Source organism: Paenibacillus sp. NRS-1781 (genome assembly GCF_050467745.1).
In the GTDB taxonomy this organism is placed as follows: Bacteria; Bacillota; Bacilli; order Paenibacillales; family Paenibacillaceae; genus Paenibacillus; species Paenibacillus terrae_A.
Map to the genome: position 1 here is coordinate 12,532 of NZ_JBITPI010000044.1, position 17,302 is coordinate 29,833.

The following is a 17,302-nucleotide window of genomic DNA, read 5'->3' on the forward strand; positions in this document are numbered from 1 at the left end:
AAACATCGGCTAAACTAGACCATAGGGATTTTGCAAACGCCGGGGAATCTAATCGGTTTTTGTAAAAACACTATAAAATACAGCAAATAAAGGAGACCACGATGAATTCCGGAAAAGAGCGTATGATCGGATTGGGCATCATTGCCGTAGGACTGATTATTTTGTTGGGAAAACTGGGGGTCTTCTCCTTTTTGGGACAATACTTCTGGCCTTTGCTGATTTTAATACCTGGTATTATATTGCATGCGATGTACATGATGCGTAAGCTTTCCCCCATTATGCTGCTGCCGGCCGGGATTTTGTCGGTGTACGGTTTTTTATTTTTTCTCTGTAATACATGGGGCTGGCATCTGATGGTCTATCTATGGCCTTTGTTACTGCTGGGTGTGGCGGTTGGATTATGGGAATACGCTATTAATGATATAACGCTGCCTCGCACTGTATATACAGGGAGCATGATTTTGGGACTCGTTTCGGTACTTCTACTGATAATTAGCATGTTGAGGACCGGAATGATTTATGTTGTTGCAGTTGTATTGATCGGTGCAGGGATATGGCTGATGGTTAACAATCGCACCAAACGTAAATGGTAAACGACAAGCAGTGCAAAATTTATGGCGGTAAATTACGGAACAGCCAATAATGTCTTGCTTTATGACATTTTTCAACTATAATATTAATGGATATGATAAGAGCGTCGGAATGTTTTCTGACGCTTATTTTAAGGTTTTAACGCGATTCGGAAAGAGAAGCTGCCTGCTCAAAGCCTGAAATATACAGAGGGCTGGCAGGGAGCGAGCCTGAAGAACGATTGTTAGCCTTGGATAAGCATTACTTTCAGGATAGAGACACTATTTTGATATACGGAAAGGATATGGATACAAACCATGCATGCAAGAGAGAATATTCGCAATATTGCAATTATTGCCCACGTCGACCACGGCAAAACGACGCTTGTCGACAAGCTTCTTCAACAGTCCGGAACATTTAGAGACCACGAGGCTGTTCAGGAGCGCGCCATGGACTCCAACGATCTGGAGCGTGAACGCGGTATTACGATTTTGGCAAAAAATACAGCTATTACGTACAAAGATTATCTGATTAACATTGTGGATACACCGGGACACGCCGACTTTGGCGGCGAAGTGGAACGGATTATGAAAATGGTTGACGGAGTTTTGCTCGTCGTTGATGCTTACGAAGGTTGTATGCCGCAGACTAAATTCGTACTGCGTAAAGCATTGGAGTCAAACCTGACGCCAATTGTTGTTGTTAACAAAATTGACCGTCCGGCAGCTCGTCCAGCCGAAGTTATTGACGAAGTACTTGATCTGTTCATCGAGTTGGGTGCGAGTGATGAGCAGTTGGAATTCCCTGTTGTGTATGCTTCAGCACTGAACGGAACATCCAGTTTGGATGCTGAAAAGCAAGATGATAACATGCAGGCATTGTACGAAACCGTTGTGGATCACATCCCAGCTCCAACGGAGAAAATAGATGAGCCTCTTCAATTCCTCGTAACACTGATGGACTATAACGAATATCTTGGCCGCATTGCAGTTGGTCGTGTAAACCGTGGTATTATCAAGCAAGGACAAGCGGTTACGGTTATGCAGCGTGACGGCAGCAGCAAATCAGCGCGTATTGAGAAGCTGTTCGGTTTCCAAGGTCTGAAACGGATTGAAACCGATCAAGCGGGCGCTGGTGACATTGTGGCTATTGCAGGGATCAAGGATATTAACATCGGAGAAACGATTGCCGATCCAAACCATCCTGAAGCTTTACCTGTACTCAAAATTGATGAGCCAACGCTGCAAATGACCTTCCTGGTTAATAACAGCCCATTCGCAGGTCGCGAAGGTAAATGGATCACATCCCGTAAACTCCGCGAACGTCTTCTGAAAGAACTCGAAACGGATGTCAGCTTGCGTGTCGATGAAACCGACAGTCCTGACGCATTTATCGTATCCGGACGTGGTGAGTTGCATCTGGGTATTCTGATTGAAAACATGCGTCGTGAAGGTTATGAACTGCAAGTGTCCAAACCGGAAGTAATCGTGAAGGAAATTGATGGCAAGAAAATGGAGCCAATCGAACGTCTCCTCATTGATATTCCTGAAGAAAGCATGGGCGCAGTGATGGAAAGTCTGGGTTCCCGCAAAGCTGAAATGGTCAACATGATTAATAACGGCACCGGACAGGTTCGTTTGGAATTCCTGATTCCTGCACGTGGTCTGATTGGTTACACTACGAACTTCCTCACTTTGACTCGTGGTTATGGCGTAATGAACCATGCGTTTGACAGCTATGGTCCATTTATTGGCGGTCAAGTTGGTGGACGTCATCAAGGCGTACTCATTTCGACGGAAAATGGAAGCACTACATTCTATGGAATGATGGGTGTAGAGGATCGCGGTATTCTGTTCCTGGAGCCGGGTACTGAGATTTATGAAGGTATGGTCGTCGGAGAGCATACACGTGATAACGACATCGTTGTTAACATTTGTAAAGAGAAGCAATTGACGAACGTTCGCTCTGCAACAAAAGACGATACTGTTAAACTTAAAACGCCTCGTATCTTCTCTTTGGAACAGGCGCTCGAATATTTGAATGATGATGAGTATTGTGAAATTACACCTAATGCCATTCGTTTGCGCAAAAAGATTTTGAACAAAAGTGAGCGCGAGCGTGCAGAAAAACAGCGTAAAACAACACAAGCAAATTCGTAATTGATTGGATTGGTTTTGGCCACAGCGGCGACGCCCGGCAACGGGATGCGCCGCTGTATCTGTTTTAGGATTGTAAACTTGGAGAAATTTTATTTCTCAAAACGCAGGAAAAGGTGTTGAAGTTATGAGTAATCTTTCTAACGGATTGCCTCCCCGGACACAAAGCGGGAAAAAATCCGCCAAACCGAAAAAAACCAAAAAGAAAAAAAGCTTTTTCAGATCGTTTATGAAGTTTGTTCTGTTTCTGCTTATTATAGGTATCTTGGCGGCTGGCGGTTATACCTATTATCTATATAATCAGGTAGAGGAAGTTTTGGATACGGGGATCAATAAGGAAGTGCCCAAAACACAATTGGCCGAGGCCAAGCCTTTGACCATTTTGTTGCTTGGAACGGATTACCGTCCTGATCATCCAACTTATTTGTCAGACGTTATTATGGTAGCTACACTGAATCCGAATACCAAGTCATCTACAATCGTGTCGCTGCCGAGGGATACGCGGCTTGAGCTGGAAGGATATAAACCTCGTAAGCTAAATGAGTACTATCCGGTGTTCAAGGCTAGAGAGAAAGAGTCTGGTGAAGTCGCTGAAGAGCAAATGAAGAAGATGATCGGCAAATATTTGAACATTGACATTAATTATGTGACAGTTATTAACTTCCAGGGCTTTAGAGATGTTGTGGATCATTTAGGTGGCGTAGATGTTACGGTCGACAAAAATATGTGTTACCGTGACAGTGCAGATGGTACTAACATTAACTTGAAGGCTGGAGCACAACATTTGACCGGTGATCAGGCCCTAGATTTTGTTCGTTACCGTAAATCAAACTGTCGCCCGAGAACAGCTGAATCTGACGATTTTGATCGCAACCGTCGACAAAATCAGGTGCTTCATTCCTTAATTGACCAAATGCAATCCTTCAGTGCTCTAAGTAAATTTAGTGCAATTATTAAATCTGTTGATAAGAATTTGATGACAGATATTGAATCTCAGCAAATGAAAAATCTTGTACAGACCTATTGGAATATTTCCAAGCAAAATGTGAAATACAATCCGGTAGCAGGAACGTGGCGCAGTCCTTATGTCTATATTGATGAGCAACAGCTTGAATTGGCCAGACAATCCTTGCAAGAGGAGCTATCAAAAAAAGCGAGCGACAATAATACTGTCTCTTCTTCCAATTCTTGAGTGTGTATCTTTCTCCCCTCTTATGTTATACTCGCAGCGAGTAAAAGCTCAATTGCATAAGGGGGTTGAGGTATGTCTGAATGGGTAGCACGCCAAGGTTATGGTTTGGACATTCATACCTGTTTGCTGTCTAATCTCGTTTGCTTTTTCTGTAATGAAATGAATGAAATAAGTAAGTAAGGTCCAGTGAGTGATCACTGGGCCTTTTGTGTCTAATCCAAAGGTGTACAGGCTCTAAGGCTCTAATTACCTACCAACTTTTCGTTGTTTAACGCTGCTTCTGGGGTCTTTTTTCAGGGAATCAGCAAGTATTGGCTACCCGGTGAATAGGTATAGGTATGAAACACGAGATTGTCCACGCCGCTTTGGAGGGGATCTAAATGAAGAAAATTTTTGTGCTGGATACGAATGTGCTATTGCATGATCCGAAAGCCATCTTTACCTTCAAAGAACATGAAGTGGTTATTCCAGCTGTTGTTCTGGAAGAAATCGACTCCAAAAAACGCAACGCGGATGAGATTGGACGGAATGCTCGCAACGTATCACGATTGCTGGACGGGTTGAGGGAAGTAGGACATCTGCACAGCGGTGTTCCGCTTCCGCAAGGTGGGAGGCTCAAGGTTGAATTAAATCATCGGAGCTTTTTGAAAGTTCAGGAGATGTTCGGGGAAGTCTCGAATGATAATCGAATTTTGGCAGTCGCCTTGAACTATCAAATGGAGGAGAAGGAACTGCCTGAACCGCGTTCGGTGGTGCTGGTTAGTAAAGATGTGCTGGTGAGAATCAAGGCAGATGTGCTGGGACTGCTGACCGAAGACTATTTATCCGACAGAACCGGTGATCTGAGTGAGCTATATCCCGGGTACTCGGCAATTCAGGTGCATCCGTCCATCATAGATGAGTTTTATTCCAATCGTTTCTTACCGATTAAGCCATTGGAGCTGTCTTATACGCTATATCCTCATGAATTTGTTATTCTAAAAGATGAGATGGGGACTGGAAAATCGGCTTTGCTGAAAGTAAACCAGGAAGCAGACCGATTAGAGCCTTTGTATTTAAGCAATGAATCGGTGTGGGGGATCAGTGCGCGTAATGCCCAACAGCGGATGGCGCTGGAGCTATTGCTTAATGACGATATCCCATTGGTGACGATTACCGGAAAAGCGGGTACTGGCAAAACGTTGCTGGCGCTCGCTGCTGGTCTGCTCAAGGTAGAGGATGAACATCGCTACAAGAAGCTGCTAATCGCCCGTCCTGTTGTTCCTATGGGCAAGGATATCGGTTATTTACCGGGAGAAAAGGAAGAAAAGCTTCGTCCGTGGATGCAACCGATTTACGACAATCTGGAATATTTGTTTGATACCAAAAAATCAGGCGATATTGATAAAATTTTGATGGGCTTGGGGAGCATTCAGGTGGAGGCGCTCACTTATATTCGCGGGCGTTCAATACCTGGACAATTTATTATTATTGATGAGGCACAGAATTTGTCGCGGCATGAAATCAAAACAATCGTGTCCCGTGTAGGTGAGGGGAGTAAAATTATTTTGATGGGAGACCCGGAGCAAATTGATCACCCCTATCTGGATGCTGCCAGTAACGGCTTGACGTATGTAGTAGAACGCTTCAAGCAGGAAGGGATTAGCGGGCATATTATGCTGGAAAAAGGAGAGCGCTCCAAGCTGGCGCAGTTGGCAGCCGATCTGCTGTAGAAGCTCATATTACAATCCCATGATCAGGATGTTTATATACTGCGTAATGTTTGTTGTAAATAAGAAGACCTCGGGAGCATCCCGGGGTCTCTTATTTTTGTCCATGTATTATTTATGATAGCTATACAAGGGTGACAAAGCCTTACTTCAGGCTCAATTCGAGCTTAACCTCAAGTACCCCCGCTATGGTGCGTACCTCTGTGGCCTTGACATAAGAAATAAGTTGCTGCGGATAGAAGCCTAGATCAAAATCCTTTTCCAGCTTGTTACGGGTCGTATCTGGTAGCTCCAGCCCGTTAAAGACCAGGCGATCCACATGGAATAAAATCGCATTTTGCGGTTCATTCTCTACCGTGTAGTGCCCCTCTACCCTCAATTTCATGGTTCCCTGTTGACCTTCTACAACAATACGATCCTGCCCGAAGGAAAAGTTGAAGTGATTAAATAATTTATTTTCCGATTTCAGAAAACGGTTAAAATCATCCTCACGTATGCTTATCGTAATGATTTTTCCGTTTGTAACCATGGCTCCTTGCTGCTGCTGAATAAATTGAGGCAAATCCTGCATCGCTTGAGCCAGCGCTTTAAAATGCTTGTTCACCTCGTAGACGCCTACATTCTCCCAATAAGCTGTCATTTCGCTGATTAGCTTGCGTAGCGTATCCGGGTCATTGCTGTTGTTAACACCGGCATTTACACGCTCCTGAAGCAAAACAATGCGCTTACGTTGTTCCAACAAGTTTGTTTTGACCGTTTTCAAATCCGATGAGGCCCGTGTGACCTGTTCTTCCGTTTTTCGCATAATCCGATAATTGGACTCGTATTCCTGAAGCACATCCTGATCGTGGCTAATCAGCAACAAGTAGTAATCGTACAGGGAGAGAATCTGTTTAAGACTTTTAGCTCCCAGCACTACACTGAGCAGCTTGTCTCTTTCGCCCATATAATAGGAGCGCAGCACAGAACTCGCACGTTTCCTTTGCCTGATCATCTGCTCCTGCTGAGTGGCGAGATTGCTCCGTAGCTCCTGCTGACGTTGTAAAAGTATCTGTTGTTCCTGACTGATCCGCTCAATTTCATGGTCAATCTCGACGATTGACAGACTATCCTGCAAAATCCGGTTTGCTTCTTCTGAAGGAGCGGCCAGAACAGGACATACAGGCATGGTGGTTAATATCAAAATGATCGTTAGCAGAGTACAACTTATCATTTTTAGAGTGGGTCTGTTCATTGGTTTTCCCCTTTTATGTATTCCCGCAAAAAGTCTAACAGTAATATATATGTTCCTTTCTTATTCTTTAACCATTGATTTATTGTACAGCACCCAGAGGATGCTTGAAACCTGAAACTGTATTTGTCCACGTATGAGTTCTTATAGAAATGGAAATACAATTTAGTATCAAATAGATTCTATGAACTCTACGAGAGGCATAGAAATGAATAAACAGCTTTTATACCCTATTCAAATACCGGTAAGATCGGTTCATGAAGACGGTTATTTCAGGATGTTGTTAGGAGGGCTAGAGGCATGACTGCAATAAGACAAGATGCATGGAGTGTTGAAGATGATTTGATACTGGCGGAGGTGACATTGCGTCATATCCGGGAAGGTGGAACACAGCTCGCCGCATTTGAAGAGGTTGGGCAAAAAATAGGAAGAACCTCCGCAGCATGCGGCTTCCGCTGGAACAGTTGCGTGCGCAAGCGTTATGATGAAGCCATCAGCATTGCTAAAGCGCAACGTCAAAAACGCAGTTATATTCGCAAGCAGAGTCCAGTTGGTGTATCTCAGGTGGCAGCTTTTGCCACGCTTGATACGGCTCAAGGGCTATACAGAGCGGATGGAACGAGTGAGGATACGTTGTCCATTGACGCAGTGATCCGTTTTTTACGTCAATGGAAGGGATCTGTACAGGAAACCAATCGACAGATCAAAATGCTGGAAAAAGATTTACGTGAAAAGGAAGAGGAATTAAATCAACTTCGCTCCATTAATGATCGGTTGTCCAAAGAGGTTAATGAGGTGCAAACTGACTATCGCGTTGTGAATGATGATTACAAAGCCTTGATTCAGATTATGGACCGGGCCCGCCGTTTGGCTTTAATTACTGAGGATGAGGAAGAGCTTAAATCCAGATTCAAAATGGACGCCAATGGGAACCTGGAGCGCATTGAGTAGCAAAATTACAGCAGCAAATGTTAAATAGAACGTCAACTCACGCTTTGCCGTAGTTGGCGTTTTTTGTATTTCTCTAGAGTGCATATGATATAGTAGAAAAAAAGATGGAAGAGAGACGATACATAGGTGATTGATATTATTGGAGCAGGTTCGCTCGGATTGTCGTTTGCTGGAAGACTAGCGGCCTCAGGTACAAAAGTAAGGCTATGGACACGAACGCTTGAGCAGGCACGGATCATTGCTTGTGAAGGGATTACTGTACTTAAAAAAGAGGGGCATGTTGCTGTTCATGTGACTGGAGGAGACGAATTAAAGGCAGCGCCGTTGGCAGATTGGCAACGCTTGAATTCACAGGTTCCGGCACGGTGGATTTTGATAATGACTAAACAGGGGGCGATTGGGGAAGTGCTGGAGCAGATTAAATCTGCGGGCAATACAGAAAGCGATATCGGAATTGTTTGCTTTCAGAACGGAATCGGACATATAGAACGAATTAAACAAGCCTATCCAGAAGCGGCGGTATATCCTGCGGTAACGACCGAAGGAGCCAAGAGAATGGGAGTAGCATCTGTCTTGCATGCCGGGCTGGGGGCTACGGAGATTGGCTGTCCAGATGAGCTGGAGGAGAAACAGGTCGGAAGATTCGAACAATATGTGTTAAATAGGCTGCTTGCAGCAGGATTTGACGTTTGCTTGTCGAAAGAAATCGAGAACGGTATTTACCGCAAGTTGCTAATCAACGCTGTGATTAATCCGCTGACAGCAATATGGCGAATCCCCAATGGAGAGCTGCTTTCCGATCCGGGCCGTATACATATGATGCGCAAGCTATACGAAGAAGGCATTCAAGTGTACGAAGCCAATGGTATTCGGTGGGACAGCGCATGGTGGGATCAGATTATGAAGGTTTGCCGGACAACAGCAGAGAATCAGTCGTCTATGCTGGCCGATGTGCTTGCACATTCCATGACAGAGGTTGCTTCCATTAACGGACAGCTGGTGCAGATGGCAGAGCAAGCGGGGGTTACTGCACCAACCCATTCGGTATTATGGCAATTAATTGAGGGCATGCGGCTAAAAGAGGGGTGATCAGTTGAGTCTCATACAAGGTACCATCATCACATTTAGTATTCTTCCCTTTTTTCCGTTTCTGATCGTGTTTGCGGTTTGCCGCTACCTGCTTAAACTGGAAAAAAAGAAGTCGTTGCTTATATCTATGGACATTACTACGGCTTTTCTGATACTATCCGTCGCGGCGCTCTTTAATGTCATTTTTGCATCAAGATTCGGTTTTTATTTGATATTACTGCTGCTACTTTTGGCGCTGGGTTTAATTGGAGGAGCCCAAAATCGAATAAAGGGTAAGGTCGATGGGAAAAGATTATGTAGAGCCGTGTGGAGATTAACTTTTATAGCCATGACATTAGCGTATATTCTATTAACTATTGTTGGCATTTTTAAAAATATATTCAATAACGTGTGATATAACATGACATGAAAACCCGAAAAAATATGAATTAATCATGTTTTTTTGAAAAAAAAGCTCAATTTAAAGAAATGTGATGTAGATTTTTTTGACCGCTGGTTGTATAATCTATAAACATATACCACTTTAGAACTAGGGGGAAAACGCTAGATGAAAAGGAAAAGTTTTTTAGTCCTTTTGACACTCGTTCTTGCAGTTGGCGCACTGCTCGCAGGTTGTGGCTCTGCCAAGAACGATAACAATGGTAAGGGCGCACAAGAAAATGCATCAACTACGCCGGCTCCGGCCGACAAACAAATTTTGCGCATTAACCTTTCTTCCGAACCGCCAACCTTCGATCCGGCACAAGCTCAGGATAGTCAAACGAACACGGTTCTCAAAACTTTGTATGAAGGTCTCGTACGTATGGGTCCTGATGGCAAAGAAATTCCTGGTGTAGCTGAATCTTGGAATATTTCCGATGACGGCAAAACCTATACGTTCAAGCTTCGTGATACTGCAAAATGGAGTAATGGCGACCCAGTCAAAGCAAGTGACTTCGTATTTGCTTGGCAACGGGTATTGGATCCTTCCACGGCTCCAGCACCTCCATATGCTTACCAATTGTACTATATAAAAAATGCTGAGGGCTACAACCTGAGCACTTCCAAATCTTTTAAAGGCACTAAAATTACAGACTTCAAAGATGTAGGTGTCAAAGCAGTTGATGACCATACATTGCAAGTAGAACTGGATCACCCAACTCCTTACTTCCTGGGCTTGACTTCTTTCTACACCTTCTATCCTGTAAACCCTGCTATTAAGGGTAATGAAAAGTGGGCGGTTCAGAAAGACAGCATGATCACCAATGGACCTTACACTTTAACAACTTGGGACAGCGGTCAAAAGATCGAAGTTACCAAGAGTGAAAACTATTGGGGCAAAGATCAAATCAGGTTGAACAAAATTACAATGTCTCTTGTAAACAGTGGTGCAACAGAACTGGCTTCTTATAGAAGTGGACAACTTGATTATGCAGGTATGCCAAGCGGTGAAATTCCTACAGACCAAATTCCGGCTGTGAAAAAAGAACTGCCGAATGAGTTTAAGGCTAAAGGGATTGCAAGTACGTATTACTATTTGTTTAACGTAACTGAAAAACCATTTAATAATGTTAAAATCCGCAAAGCATTTGCGATGGCTATTCAACGCCAACCGATTGTTGAGAGAGTAACATTGGGTGGTCAAATTCCTGCTTACGGCTTTGTACCTCCAGGTATCAAAGGAGTTTCTCAGGAGTTCCGTACCGAAAATAAAGATGATTTCTTCAAAGAAGATTTTACTGAAGCGAAAAAATTACTTCAAGAAGGTATGAAAGAAGAAGGCGTAACTACACTTCCTCCTGTATCTTTGCTGTATAACTCCAGTGAAAGTCACCAAAAGATTGCTTTGGCAGTCGCTGATATGTGGAAGAAAAACCTTGGTGTGGAAATTAAAACCCAAAACCAAGAGTGGGGCGTATTTATTCAAACACGTAACAAGCTGAATTTCCAAATCGCTCGTGGTGGTTGGTCTGCCGACTACAATGATCCAATGACATTCCTGGATATGTGGACAACAGGCAACACTAATAATAATTCTGGCTACGCTAATCCTGCATATGATGCTTTGATTGAAGCAGCTAAGACAGAAACCGATCCAGCAAAACGCATGGAAGATTTCGCAAAAGCAGAGAAAATTCTGGTTCAAGACGATATGGTTATGCTTCCGATCTACTACTATTCAAATGTTTCTTTAACGAAACCGAATGTAAAAGACATAACTCTTGACTTTAGTGGAGCGATTGATTTCACAAGAGCGTATATTACACAGTAACTGAAGCTCAATTCTGAAGTTTAATAGTTACTTCGGGATATATATGTGGATACAACCATATATATCCCGTTTTTTTTGTGTGTCATGATCTTTTCCATTATCATGTAACCATGCAAATAAGTAGGTTGGACATTCCAATTCTATTTCGATAAAATCGAATGGTGTCGAAAAAAATTTATGGGGGGTGTAAACGGGCAATGACGCGTTATTTGATCAGTAAATTTTTCTATATGCTGCTTTCCTTGTTCATTCTGATCTCTGCGACGTTTTTTCTCATGAAAGCAATTCCGGGTAACCCCTTCATGAGTGAAAAAGCGACTTCTCCTGAGATTCAAGCCCGGTTAATGGAGCAATATGGGCTGGATAAGCCTGTATATGTCCAATATTTCAAATACTTAGGTGATATTGCTTCAGGTGATTTTGGTATTTCCATGAAAAAAGCTGAACCAAAGTGTTACTGACATTATTGGACAAACTTTTTCGGTATCGCTTAAATTGGGCTTTGTCGCCATAATTGTGTCGATTATTGTCGGACTCTTGCTAGGTATGCTCGCAGCTTTATACCATCGCAGGCTTATTGACAACGTCGCAATGATTTTAGCGATTATGGGGATTGCGGTTCCCAGCTTTGTCCTGGCATCGTTGATTCAGTTCTTCTTTGCACAGGAGTTAGGTTGGTTTAATGTCATGGGCTTTGATGGTCCAATGGATTATTTCCTGCCTGTTGTAGCTTTATCCGCTTCGCCAATTGCTTTTATCGCTCGACTAACGCGTTCCAGCATGCTGGAAGTGCTTCATGCGGATTATATCAAGACTGCTAAGGCTAAAGGTTTGAAGCCTGTTACGATAATGTTCAAACACGTTGTACGTAACGCCATTTTGCCGGTTGTTACCTATGTGGGGCCTATGACAGCAAATATTATTACGGGTTCCGTCGTTATTGAACGTATTTTCGGGATTGGTGGTATTGGTAAAGTATTCGTAGACAGTATTACGACCCGTGACTATACCATGATTATGGGAGTTACTATTTTTTACGGCATTTTGCTAATGGTGGCACGTTTTATTACTGATATTGCATACGGTTTTATTGATCCACGGATTAAGCTGACCGGCGGGAAGGAGGGATAACTTTATGTCTGTGAAAGACAATGCTGTGAATTTGGAGAAGCTTCAGGTACAACCGGAAGACTTTCAGAAAATCGGCGCGGATGAGAAGCAGTCTGAAGTTATTCAGCGTGAAAGCTTATCCGCTTGGCGTGATGCTTGGGAACGGCTTCGTAAAAATAAACTGGCAATGACAAGCCTGAGCGTTCTGATTTTTATTGTACTTGCTTCGATCGTTGGTCCGATGCTTTCGCCATACGATGACCGTACGAATGATTTGTTGAGCACCAATCTTCCTCCTTCGGCGGAGCATTGGTTCGGAACAGATGATCTGGGGCGTGATATGTTTGTCCGTACATGGATGGGTGCCCGAATTTCCTTGGTTATCGGTTTGGCCGCAGCAATGATTGACTTGATGATTGGTGTTATTTATGGTGGAATTATGGGTTACTTTGGTGGCCGTGTAGATGAAATCATGAATAAATTTTCTGAAATTCTGTATTCCATTCCATATCTGCTTGTTACGATCCTGCTACTCGTTGTACTGGAGCCAAGTATCACGACGATTATTATTGCGCTCTGTGTGACCGGGTGGATTAACATGTCGTGGATTGTGCGTGGTGAAATGCTACAGCTGAAAAATCGGGAATTTGTGCTTGCTTCCCGCTCGATGGGTGCAGGTGCAGGCCGTCTGCTGTTCCGTCACCTATTGCCTAACGCTGTGGGCCCGATTATCGTCACACTGACTTTGACGGTTCCAAGTGCTATTTTTTCCGAGGCTTTTCTGAGCTTCTTGGGATTAGGGGTACAGGCTCCTCAGGCTTCGCTGGGTTCAATGATTGAATCAGCATTGACAGGATGGATGTACTATCCTTGGCGCATGCTTTTTCCGGCAGGTTTGATCAGTTTAATTATGCTTGCGTTCAACCTTTTTGGTGATGGATTGCGTGATGCACTTGATCCGAAGCTGAAGAAATAGGAGGTGAGATCATGGTGAGTAGCAACAATTTAATTGAGGTTGAAGGTCTTAAAAAGTATTTTAATGTTGGCAAAAACCGTGTGCTCAAAGCGGTGGACAACCTGAATTTTTATATTCGCGAAGGCGAAACACTAGGTATGGTTGGTGAATCAGGTTGTGGTAAATCTACAGCGGGCCGCACCATTCTTCGATTATACGAGCCTACAGCAGGTAGCGTACGCTTCAACGGTACGGATATCTACAAATTATCATCAGGCAAAATGAAAGCTATGCGCCGTGATATGCAGATGATCTTTCAAGATCCGTATGCATCCTTGAACCCGCGTTTTACGGTTTCTGATATTATCGGTGAGGCACTGGATATTCACAACATGGCAGGTAGCCGTGCAGAGCGCAAAAAACGGATTGAAGAGTTACTGGATTTGGTAGGTTTGAACCCGGATCATGCAACCCGTTATCCGCACGAATTTTCCGGTGGTCAGCGTCAACGTATCGGTATTGCCCGCGCGCTGGCGGTTAACCCTAAATTCATCATTTGTGATGAGCCGATCTCAGCTCTTGACGTGTCTATTCAGGCTCAGGTTGTCAACCTGTTAAAAGAGCTTCAAGAGCGTCTTGGTCTGACATACCTGTTCATTGCGCATGATCTGTCAATGGTCAAGCATATCAGTGACCGGGTAGCTGTAATGTATATGGGTAAAATGGTTGAACTTGCAGAAAGCGCGGAGTTGTATGCAAACCCGATCCATCCTTATACGAAAATGCTTCTGTCGGCCATTCCGATTCCCGACCCGGAAGTGGAAGCCAACAAAAAACGGATTATTATGCCTGGTGATCAAGCTGGCCCCATTCATACAAATGATGCAACCGGCAATAAGTCAGGCTATAACCTGGAAAATGCTCAGCTGATCGAAGTGTCCAAAGGGCATTTTGTAGCTGAGCCTTACGCCTGATGTTGTTTTATGCACCAACCGCCGAGTTTGCTCGGCGGTTTTTTTGTGAGAAGCTTTGACGCGGACAAGGGCTTTCGGTACAATCAAGCAGTAAGGTTTTGGTGGAGACAGGAGGCAGACCCATGAGAATAATTCCGGAAGAGCTTCGCGGAGGGTCGGCTTTGGCAGAAGATTACATACAGGGTACAGGACGCGCACGCGATTTGTATGAATATGATGTTCTGCATGCCGATGCTTATGCCCAACGAGCGAAGCGCCTGGATGAGACGGAGCATCTGCGATTAAATCGTAACGATGTCGTAGCATGTCTCCGCATATACAATGAGCAATACAACGCACACGAGGCAGTTCATGCTTCATTGGATCGGCTGGAACAGCTAGACGCTCTGGTGGTAGTTGGCGGGCAGCAAAGTGGACTGTTCACAGGTCCGATGCTGGTCGTTTACAAAGCTGCTACGATTATTAAGGCGGCCAGGGAAGCGGAGGAGCGGCTGGGGCGTCCAGTTATTCCCGTTTTCTGGATTGCGGGTGAGGATCATGACTGGGATGAGGTCAATCATTCATATGTAATGGGGAATGACCTGCAAGCAGTCAAAATCAAGCTGAATAAGCAGCCGGAACGTCGTTCTTCGGTTAGTGCGATTAAGGTCGATGCCGCAGAGTGGAAGCAAGCTATGGCTGATTTAGAGCAAAGCTTGCCTGACTCAGAGCATAAGGCTGATATTTTACGCATGATTAAGCATGGTTTCAATGATTCTTACGGATTAGGTGAAGGTTTCGCCAAGTTGATGGGACTTCTTTTTGGTGCCTACGGATTAGTGCTGCTGGATTCAGCTGATCCTTCGCTGCGCAAGCTGGAGACATCCGTTTTCCGTCGGTTGGTTCAACACAATGATGAGCTGGAGCAAGCTTACCATGCGACTGCTGCACGGATTGTAGATTATGGCTATCATTTGCAAGCAGATGTGCATGAAGGCGGCGCCAATCTCTTTTATATCCATGAAGAAGAACGCTTACTGCTGTTCAAGCAAGATGGTCTATTCACGGATCGCCGCGGTCAGGTAGCATTTACAGTCGAAGAACTGCTCGAAGAGACAGACAGGCATCCAGAACGTTTTAGTAACAATGTCCTAACCCGCCCTCTTATGCAGGACTCACTGTTTCCAGTGCTGGCCTCTGTGCTGGGTCTAGGAGAAATTGCCTACTGGGCGATTACACGCGACGCTTTCGGCGTGCTGGGGATGCAGATGCCACTACTGCTGCCACGGATGTCCTTCATGTTGGTGGAGCCAGGTGTGGAGAAGCATATGCTTAAGTACGAATTGAGCTTTGGAGAAGTTAGAGACGGGCTTGAGGAACGGAAAAAGCAATGGGTTGTCACCCACGATCAACTTGGAATGCAGGAGCAATTTGCCGGGGCCAAGGAAGCTTTTGTCCGAATGTATGAACCACTGATACAGCAGTCAGGCTTGATTGAAAAAGGTTTGCTTCGGATTGGGGAAACCAACCGTGAAAAGATTCTGGAGCAGATTGCCTATCTGGAAGCAAAAGTTCAGGGAGCACTGTTCCGGCAAAATGAAACAGCGCTTCGTCAATGGGATCGCATCGAGTGGTCACTTTTTCCGTTCGGACAGCCCCAGGAACGGGTGTATACGATCTATCATTTTCTAAACCGTTACGGTCTCAGCCTGATCGATATGATTATGGATGTGCCGACCGATCTGACGGGTACGCATCGTGTCATTTATGTATGATTTAGCATGTTAACAGCTACAACCAATATGAAGGAGGAACAAATATGACTTCCCATTCTTTGCAAAACAGCATCGTTCACGATCTTAATCTGGCGCCTGAGGGTCATCTGAAAATTGATTGGGTGCAAGCCCATATGCCGGTATTGAACCGTATACGTCAACAGTTCGAGCAGGAGCAGCCTTTTAAGGGTCTGAAGGTAACCATCTGTCTGCATCTGGAGGCCAAAACGGCCTACCTGGCTAAAGTAGTACAGGCGGGCGGGGCTGAGGTTACAATTACGGGTAGTAATCCGTTGTCCACTCAAGATGATGTTTGCGCAGCATTGGTTGAAGATGGAGTTACGGTTTTGGCTAAATACAATCCGGACCCTGCTGAGTTTAAAAGCTTGCAAATTAAGGCGCTGGAAACGAAGCCGGACCTTATTATTGATGACGGGGGCGACCTGGTTACTCTCTTGCAATCCGAACGCCCTGATTTGATTTCTACCATCCGCGGTGGGGCGGAAGAAACGACTACCGGGATTATCCGCTTGAAGGCGCTCGAAAAAGAAGGTCAACTCCACTTCCCGATGGTGGCCGTTAATGATGCTTACTGCAAATATTTGTTTGACAATCGTTATGGTACTGGACAGTCAGCATTCGACGGCATTATTCGCACAACCAACCTGGTTGTGGCAGGCAGCACGGTCGTCGTGGTGGGTTATGGCTGGTGTGGTAAAGGGGTTGCGATGCGTGCGAAAGGGCTGGGAGCCAATGTGGTCGTAACCGAAGTTGATCCTATCAAGGCAGTAGAAGCGCATATGGATGGTTTCCATGTGTTGCCGATGGTGGAAGCAGCCAAGCTGGGTGACTTCTTCATTACGGTGACTGGCAACAAAGCCGTAATTACCGGGGAGCACTTTGATGTCATGAAGGACGGGGCTGTGCTGTGCAATGCGGGGCATTTTGATGTGGAGGTTAGTAAGCCTGAGCTTGCCAAACGTTCCGAATCCATTCGGACGGTGCGTCGTAACATTGAGGAGTACCGCTTCAAGGATGGACGTAAAATGTATTTGCTGGCAGAAGGACGCCTCGTGAATTTGGCTGCGGCGGATGGTCATCCTGCGGAAATCATGGATACCACGTTTGCGCTTCAGGCGCTTGGCTTGAAATATGTGAACGATCGTTATAATGAGTTGGGCAAAGCCGTAATTAATGTACCTTATGAAATTGATGCGCAGGTAGCCCGCTTCAAGCTAGATAGCCTGGGAATCCAAATTGATTCTTTAACAGAGGACCAAAAGGTCTATCTGGATAGCTGGAATGCATAACTTGAGCATTGCCGATCACAATGTCCGGGTTCAAAGGTTTTAACGTGTAA

At 44.7% G+C, this 17,302-nt stretch carries 13 protein-coding genes and 1 pseudogene; 13 read left to right on the forward strand and 1 reads right to left on the reverse strand.

The window, feature by feature from the left end:
- Window positions 1–101 precede the first annotated feature (101 nt).
- The 4 genes from ACIFO6_RS15680 to ACIFO6_RS15695 all read left to right on the forward strand — a co-directional run bounded on the left by ACIFO6_RS15680 (window position 102) and on the right by ACIFO6_RS15695 (window position 5,630).
- Window positions 102–593 (forward strand): hypothetical protein, encoded by a 492-nt coding sequence (locus ACIFO6_RS15680; RefSeq protein WP_430041743.1) that lies wholly within the window; start codon window positions 102–104, stop codon window positions 591–593.
- A gap of 294 nt (window positions 594–887) precedes the next feature.
- Window positions 888–2,729 (forward strand): translational GTPase TypA, encoded by a 1,842-nt coding sequence (gene typA, locus ACIFO6_RS15685; protein WP_430041745.1) that lies wholly within the window; start codon window positions 888–890, stop codon window positions 2,727–2,729.
- A gap of 124 nt (window positions 2,730–2,853) precedes the next feature.
- Entirely contained in the window at window positions 2,854–3,918 is a 1,065-nt protein-coding gene (locus ACIFO6_RS15690) for an LCP family protein (protein ID WP_430041747.1), read from the forward strand.
- A gap of 380 nt (window positions 3,919–4,298) precedes the next feature.
- A complete protein-coding gene (locus ACIFO6_RS15695) occupies window positions 4,299–5,630 on the forward strand; it encodes a PhoH family protein (RefSeq protein WP_430041749.1) in 1,332 nt (443 codons plus the stop codon).
- Between the two features lie 142 nt (window positions 5,631–5,772).
- Here ACIFO6_RS15695 and ACIFO6_RS15700 read toward each other — a convergent pair whose 3' ends face one another.
- Window positions 5,773–6,861, reverse strand: coding sequence for a hypothetical protein (locus ACIFO6_RS15700; RefSeq protein WP_430041751.1), 1,089 nt, complete (start codon window positions 6,859–6,861; stop codon window positions 5,773–5,775).
- Between the two features lie 297 nt (window positions 6,862–7,158).
- On the opposite strand from ACIFO6_RS15700, the gene ACIFO6_RS15705 reads away from it, so the two are divergent.
- The 9 genes and pseudogenes from ACIFO6_RS15705 (at window position 7,159) to ACIFO6_RS15745 (ending at window position 17,252) form a co-directional block, all read left to right on the forward strand.
- Complete coding sequence (locus tag ACIFO6_RS15705; protein ID WP_430041753.1) at window positions 7,159–7,809, forward strand: RsfA family transcriptional regulator; 651 nt, start codon at window positions 7,159–7,161, stop codon at window positions 7,807–7,809.
- 126 nt (window positions 7,810–7,935) lie between these two features.
- On the forward strand, window positions 7,936–8,898 hold the full coding sequence (locus ACIFO6_RS15710) for a ketopantoate reductase family protein (RefSeq protein ID WP_430041754.1): 963 nt from the start codon (window positions 7,936–7,938) through the stop codon (window positions 8,896–8,898).
- A 4-nt stretch (window positions 8,899–8,902) separates the two neighbouring features.
- Window positions 8,903–9,292: a DUF3397 family protein gene (locus ACIFO6_RS15715; protein ID WP_430041756.1), complete on the forward strand. Its 390-nt coding sequence runs from the start codon at window positions 8,903–8,905 to the stop codon at window positions 9,290–9,292.
- A 153-nt stretch (window positions 9,293–9,445) separates the two neighbouring features.
- Window positions 9,446–11,149, forward strand: a complete 1,704-nt coding sequence (locus ACIFO6_RS15720; RefSeq protein ID WP_430041757.1) for a peptide ABC transporter substrate-binding protein — start codon at window positions 9,446–9,448, stop codon at window positions 11,147–11,149.
- A 197-nt stretch (window positions 11,150–11,346) separates the two neighbouring features.
- Window positions 11,347–12,280 (forward strand): annotated as a pseudogene (locus ACIFO6_RS15725) (ABC transporter permease).
- Window positions 12,281–12,284: 4 nt separating this feature from the next.
- Window positions 12,285–13,235, forward strand: a complete 951-nt coding sequence (locus ACIFO6_RS15730; RefSeq protein WP_430041758.1) for an ABC transporter permease — start codon at window positions 12,285–12,287, stop codon at window positions 13,233–13,235.
- A gap of 11 nt (window positions 13,236–13,246) precedes the next feature.
- Window positions 13,247–14,188: an ABC transporter ATP-binding protein gene (locus ACIFO6_RS15735; RefSeq protein ID WP_430041760.1), complete on the forward strand. Its 942-nt coding sequence runs from the start codon at window positions 13,247–13,249 to the stop codon at window positions 14,186–14,188.
- A 122-nt stretch (window positions 14,189–14,310) separates the two neighbouring features.
- Window positions 14,311–15,942 (forward strand): bacillithiol biosynthesis cysteine-adding enzyme BshC, encoded by a 1,632-nt coding sequence (bshC, locus tag ACIFO6_RS15740; RefSeq protein ID WP_430041762.1) that lies wholly within the window; start codon window positions 14,311–14,313, stop codon window positions 15,940–15,942.
- 44 nt (window positions 15,943–15,986) lie between these two features.
- Window positions 15,987–17,252 (forward strand): adenosylhomocysteinase, encoded by a 1,266-nt coding sequence (locus ACIFO6_RS15745; RefSeq protein ID WP_430041764.1) that lies wholly within the window; start codon window positions 15,987–15,989, stop codon window positions 17,250–17,252.
- Window positions 17,253–17,302 lie beyond the last annotated feature (50 nt).

What these genes read in the sequence shown, in the direction of transcription:
- ACIFO6_RS15745 (WP_430041764.1), top strand. Translation starts at nt 15,987, where the DNA reads ATGACTTCCCATTCTTTGCAAAACAGCATCGTTCACGATCTTAATCTG.
- bshC (WP_430041762.1), top strand. Translation starts at nt 14,311, where the DNA reads ATGAGAATAATTCCGGAAGAGCTTCGCGGAGGGTCGGCTTTGGCAGAA.
- ACIFO6_RS15730 (WP_430041758.1), top strand. Translation starts at nt 12,285, where the DNA reads ATGTCTGTGAAAGACAATGCTGTGAATTTGGAGAAGCTTCAGGTACAA.
- ACIFO6_RS15735 (WP_430041760.1), top strand. Translation starts at nt 13,247, where the DNA reads ATGGTGAGTAGCAACAATTTAATTGAGGTTGAAGGTCTTAAAAAGTAT.
- ACIFO6_RS15700 (WP_430041751.1), bottom strand. Translation starts at nt 6,861, where the DNA reads ATGAACAGACCCACTCTAAAAATGATAAGTTGTACTCTGCTAACGATC.
- ACIFO6_RS15695 (WP_430041749.1), top strand. Translation starts at nt 4,299, where the DNA reads ATGAAGAAAATTTTTGTGCTGGATACGAATGTGCTATTGCATGATCCG.
- ACIFO6_RS15720 (WP_430041757.1), top strand. Translation starts at nt 9,446, where the DNA reads ATGAAAAGGAAAAGTTTTTTAGTCCTTTTGACACTCGTTCTTGCAGTT.
- ACIFO6_RS15690 (WP_430041747.1), top strand. Translation starts at nt 2,854, where the DNA reads ATGAGTAATCTTTCTAACGGATTGCCTCCCCGGACACAAAGCGGGAAA.
- ACIFO6_RS15680 (WP_430041743.1), top strand. Translation starts at nt 102, where the DNA reads ATGAATTCCGGAAAAGAGCGTATGATCGGATTGGGCATCATTGCCGTA.
- typA (WP_430041745.1), top strand. Translation starts at nt 888, where the DNA reads ATGCATGCAAGAGAGAATATTCGCAATATTGCAATTATTGCCCACGTC.
- ACIFO6_RS15705 (WP_430041753.1), top strand. Translation starts at nt 7,159, where the DNA reads ATGACTGCAATAAGACAAGATGCATGGAGTGTTGAAGATGATTTGATA.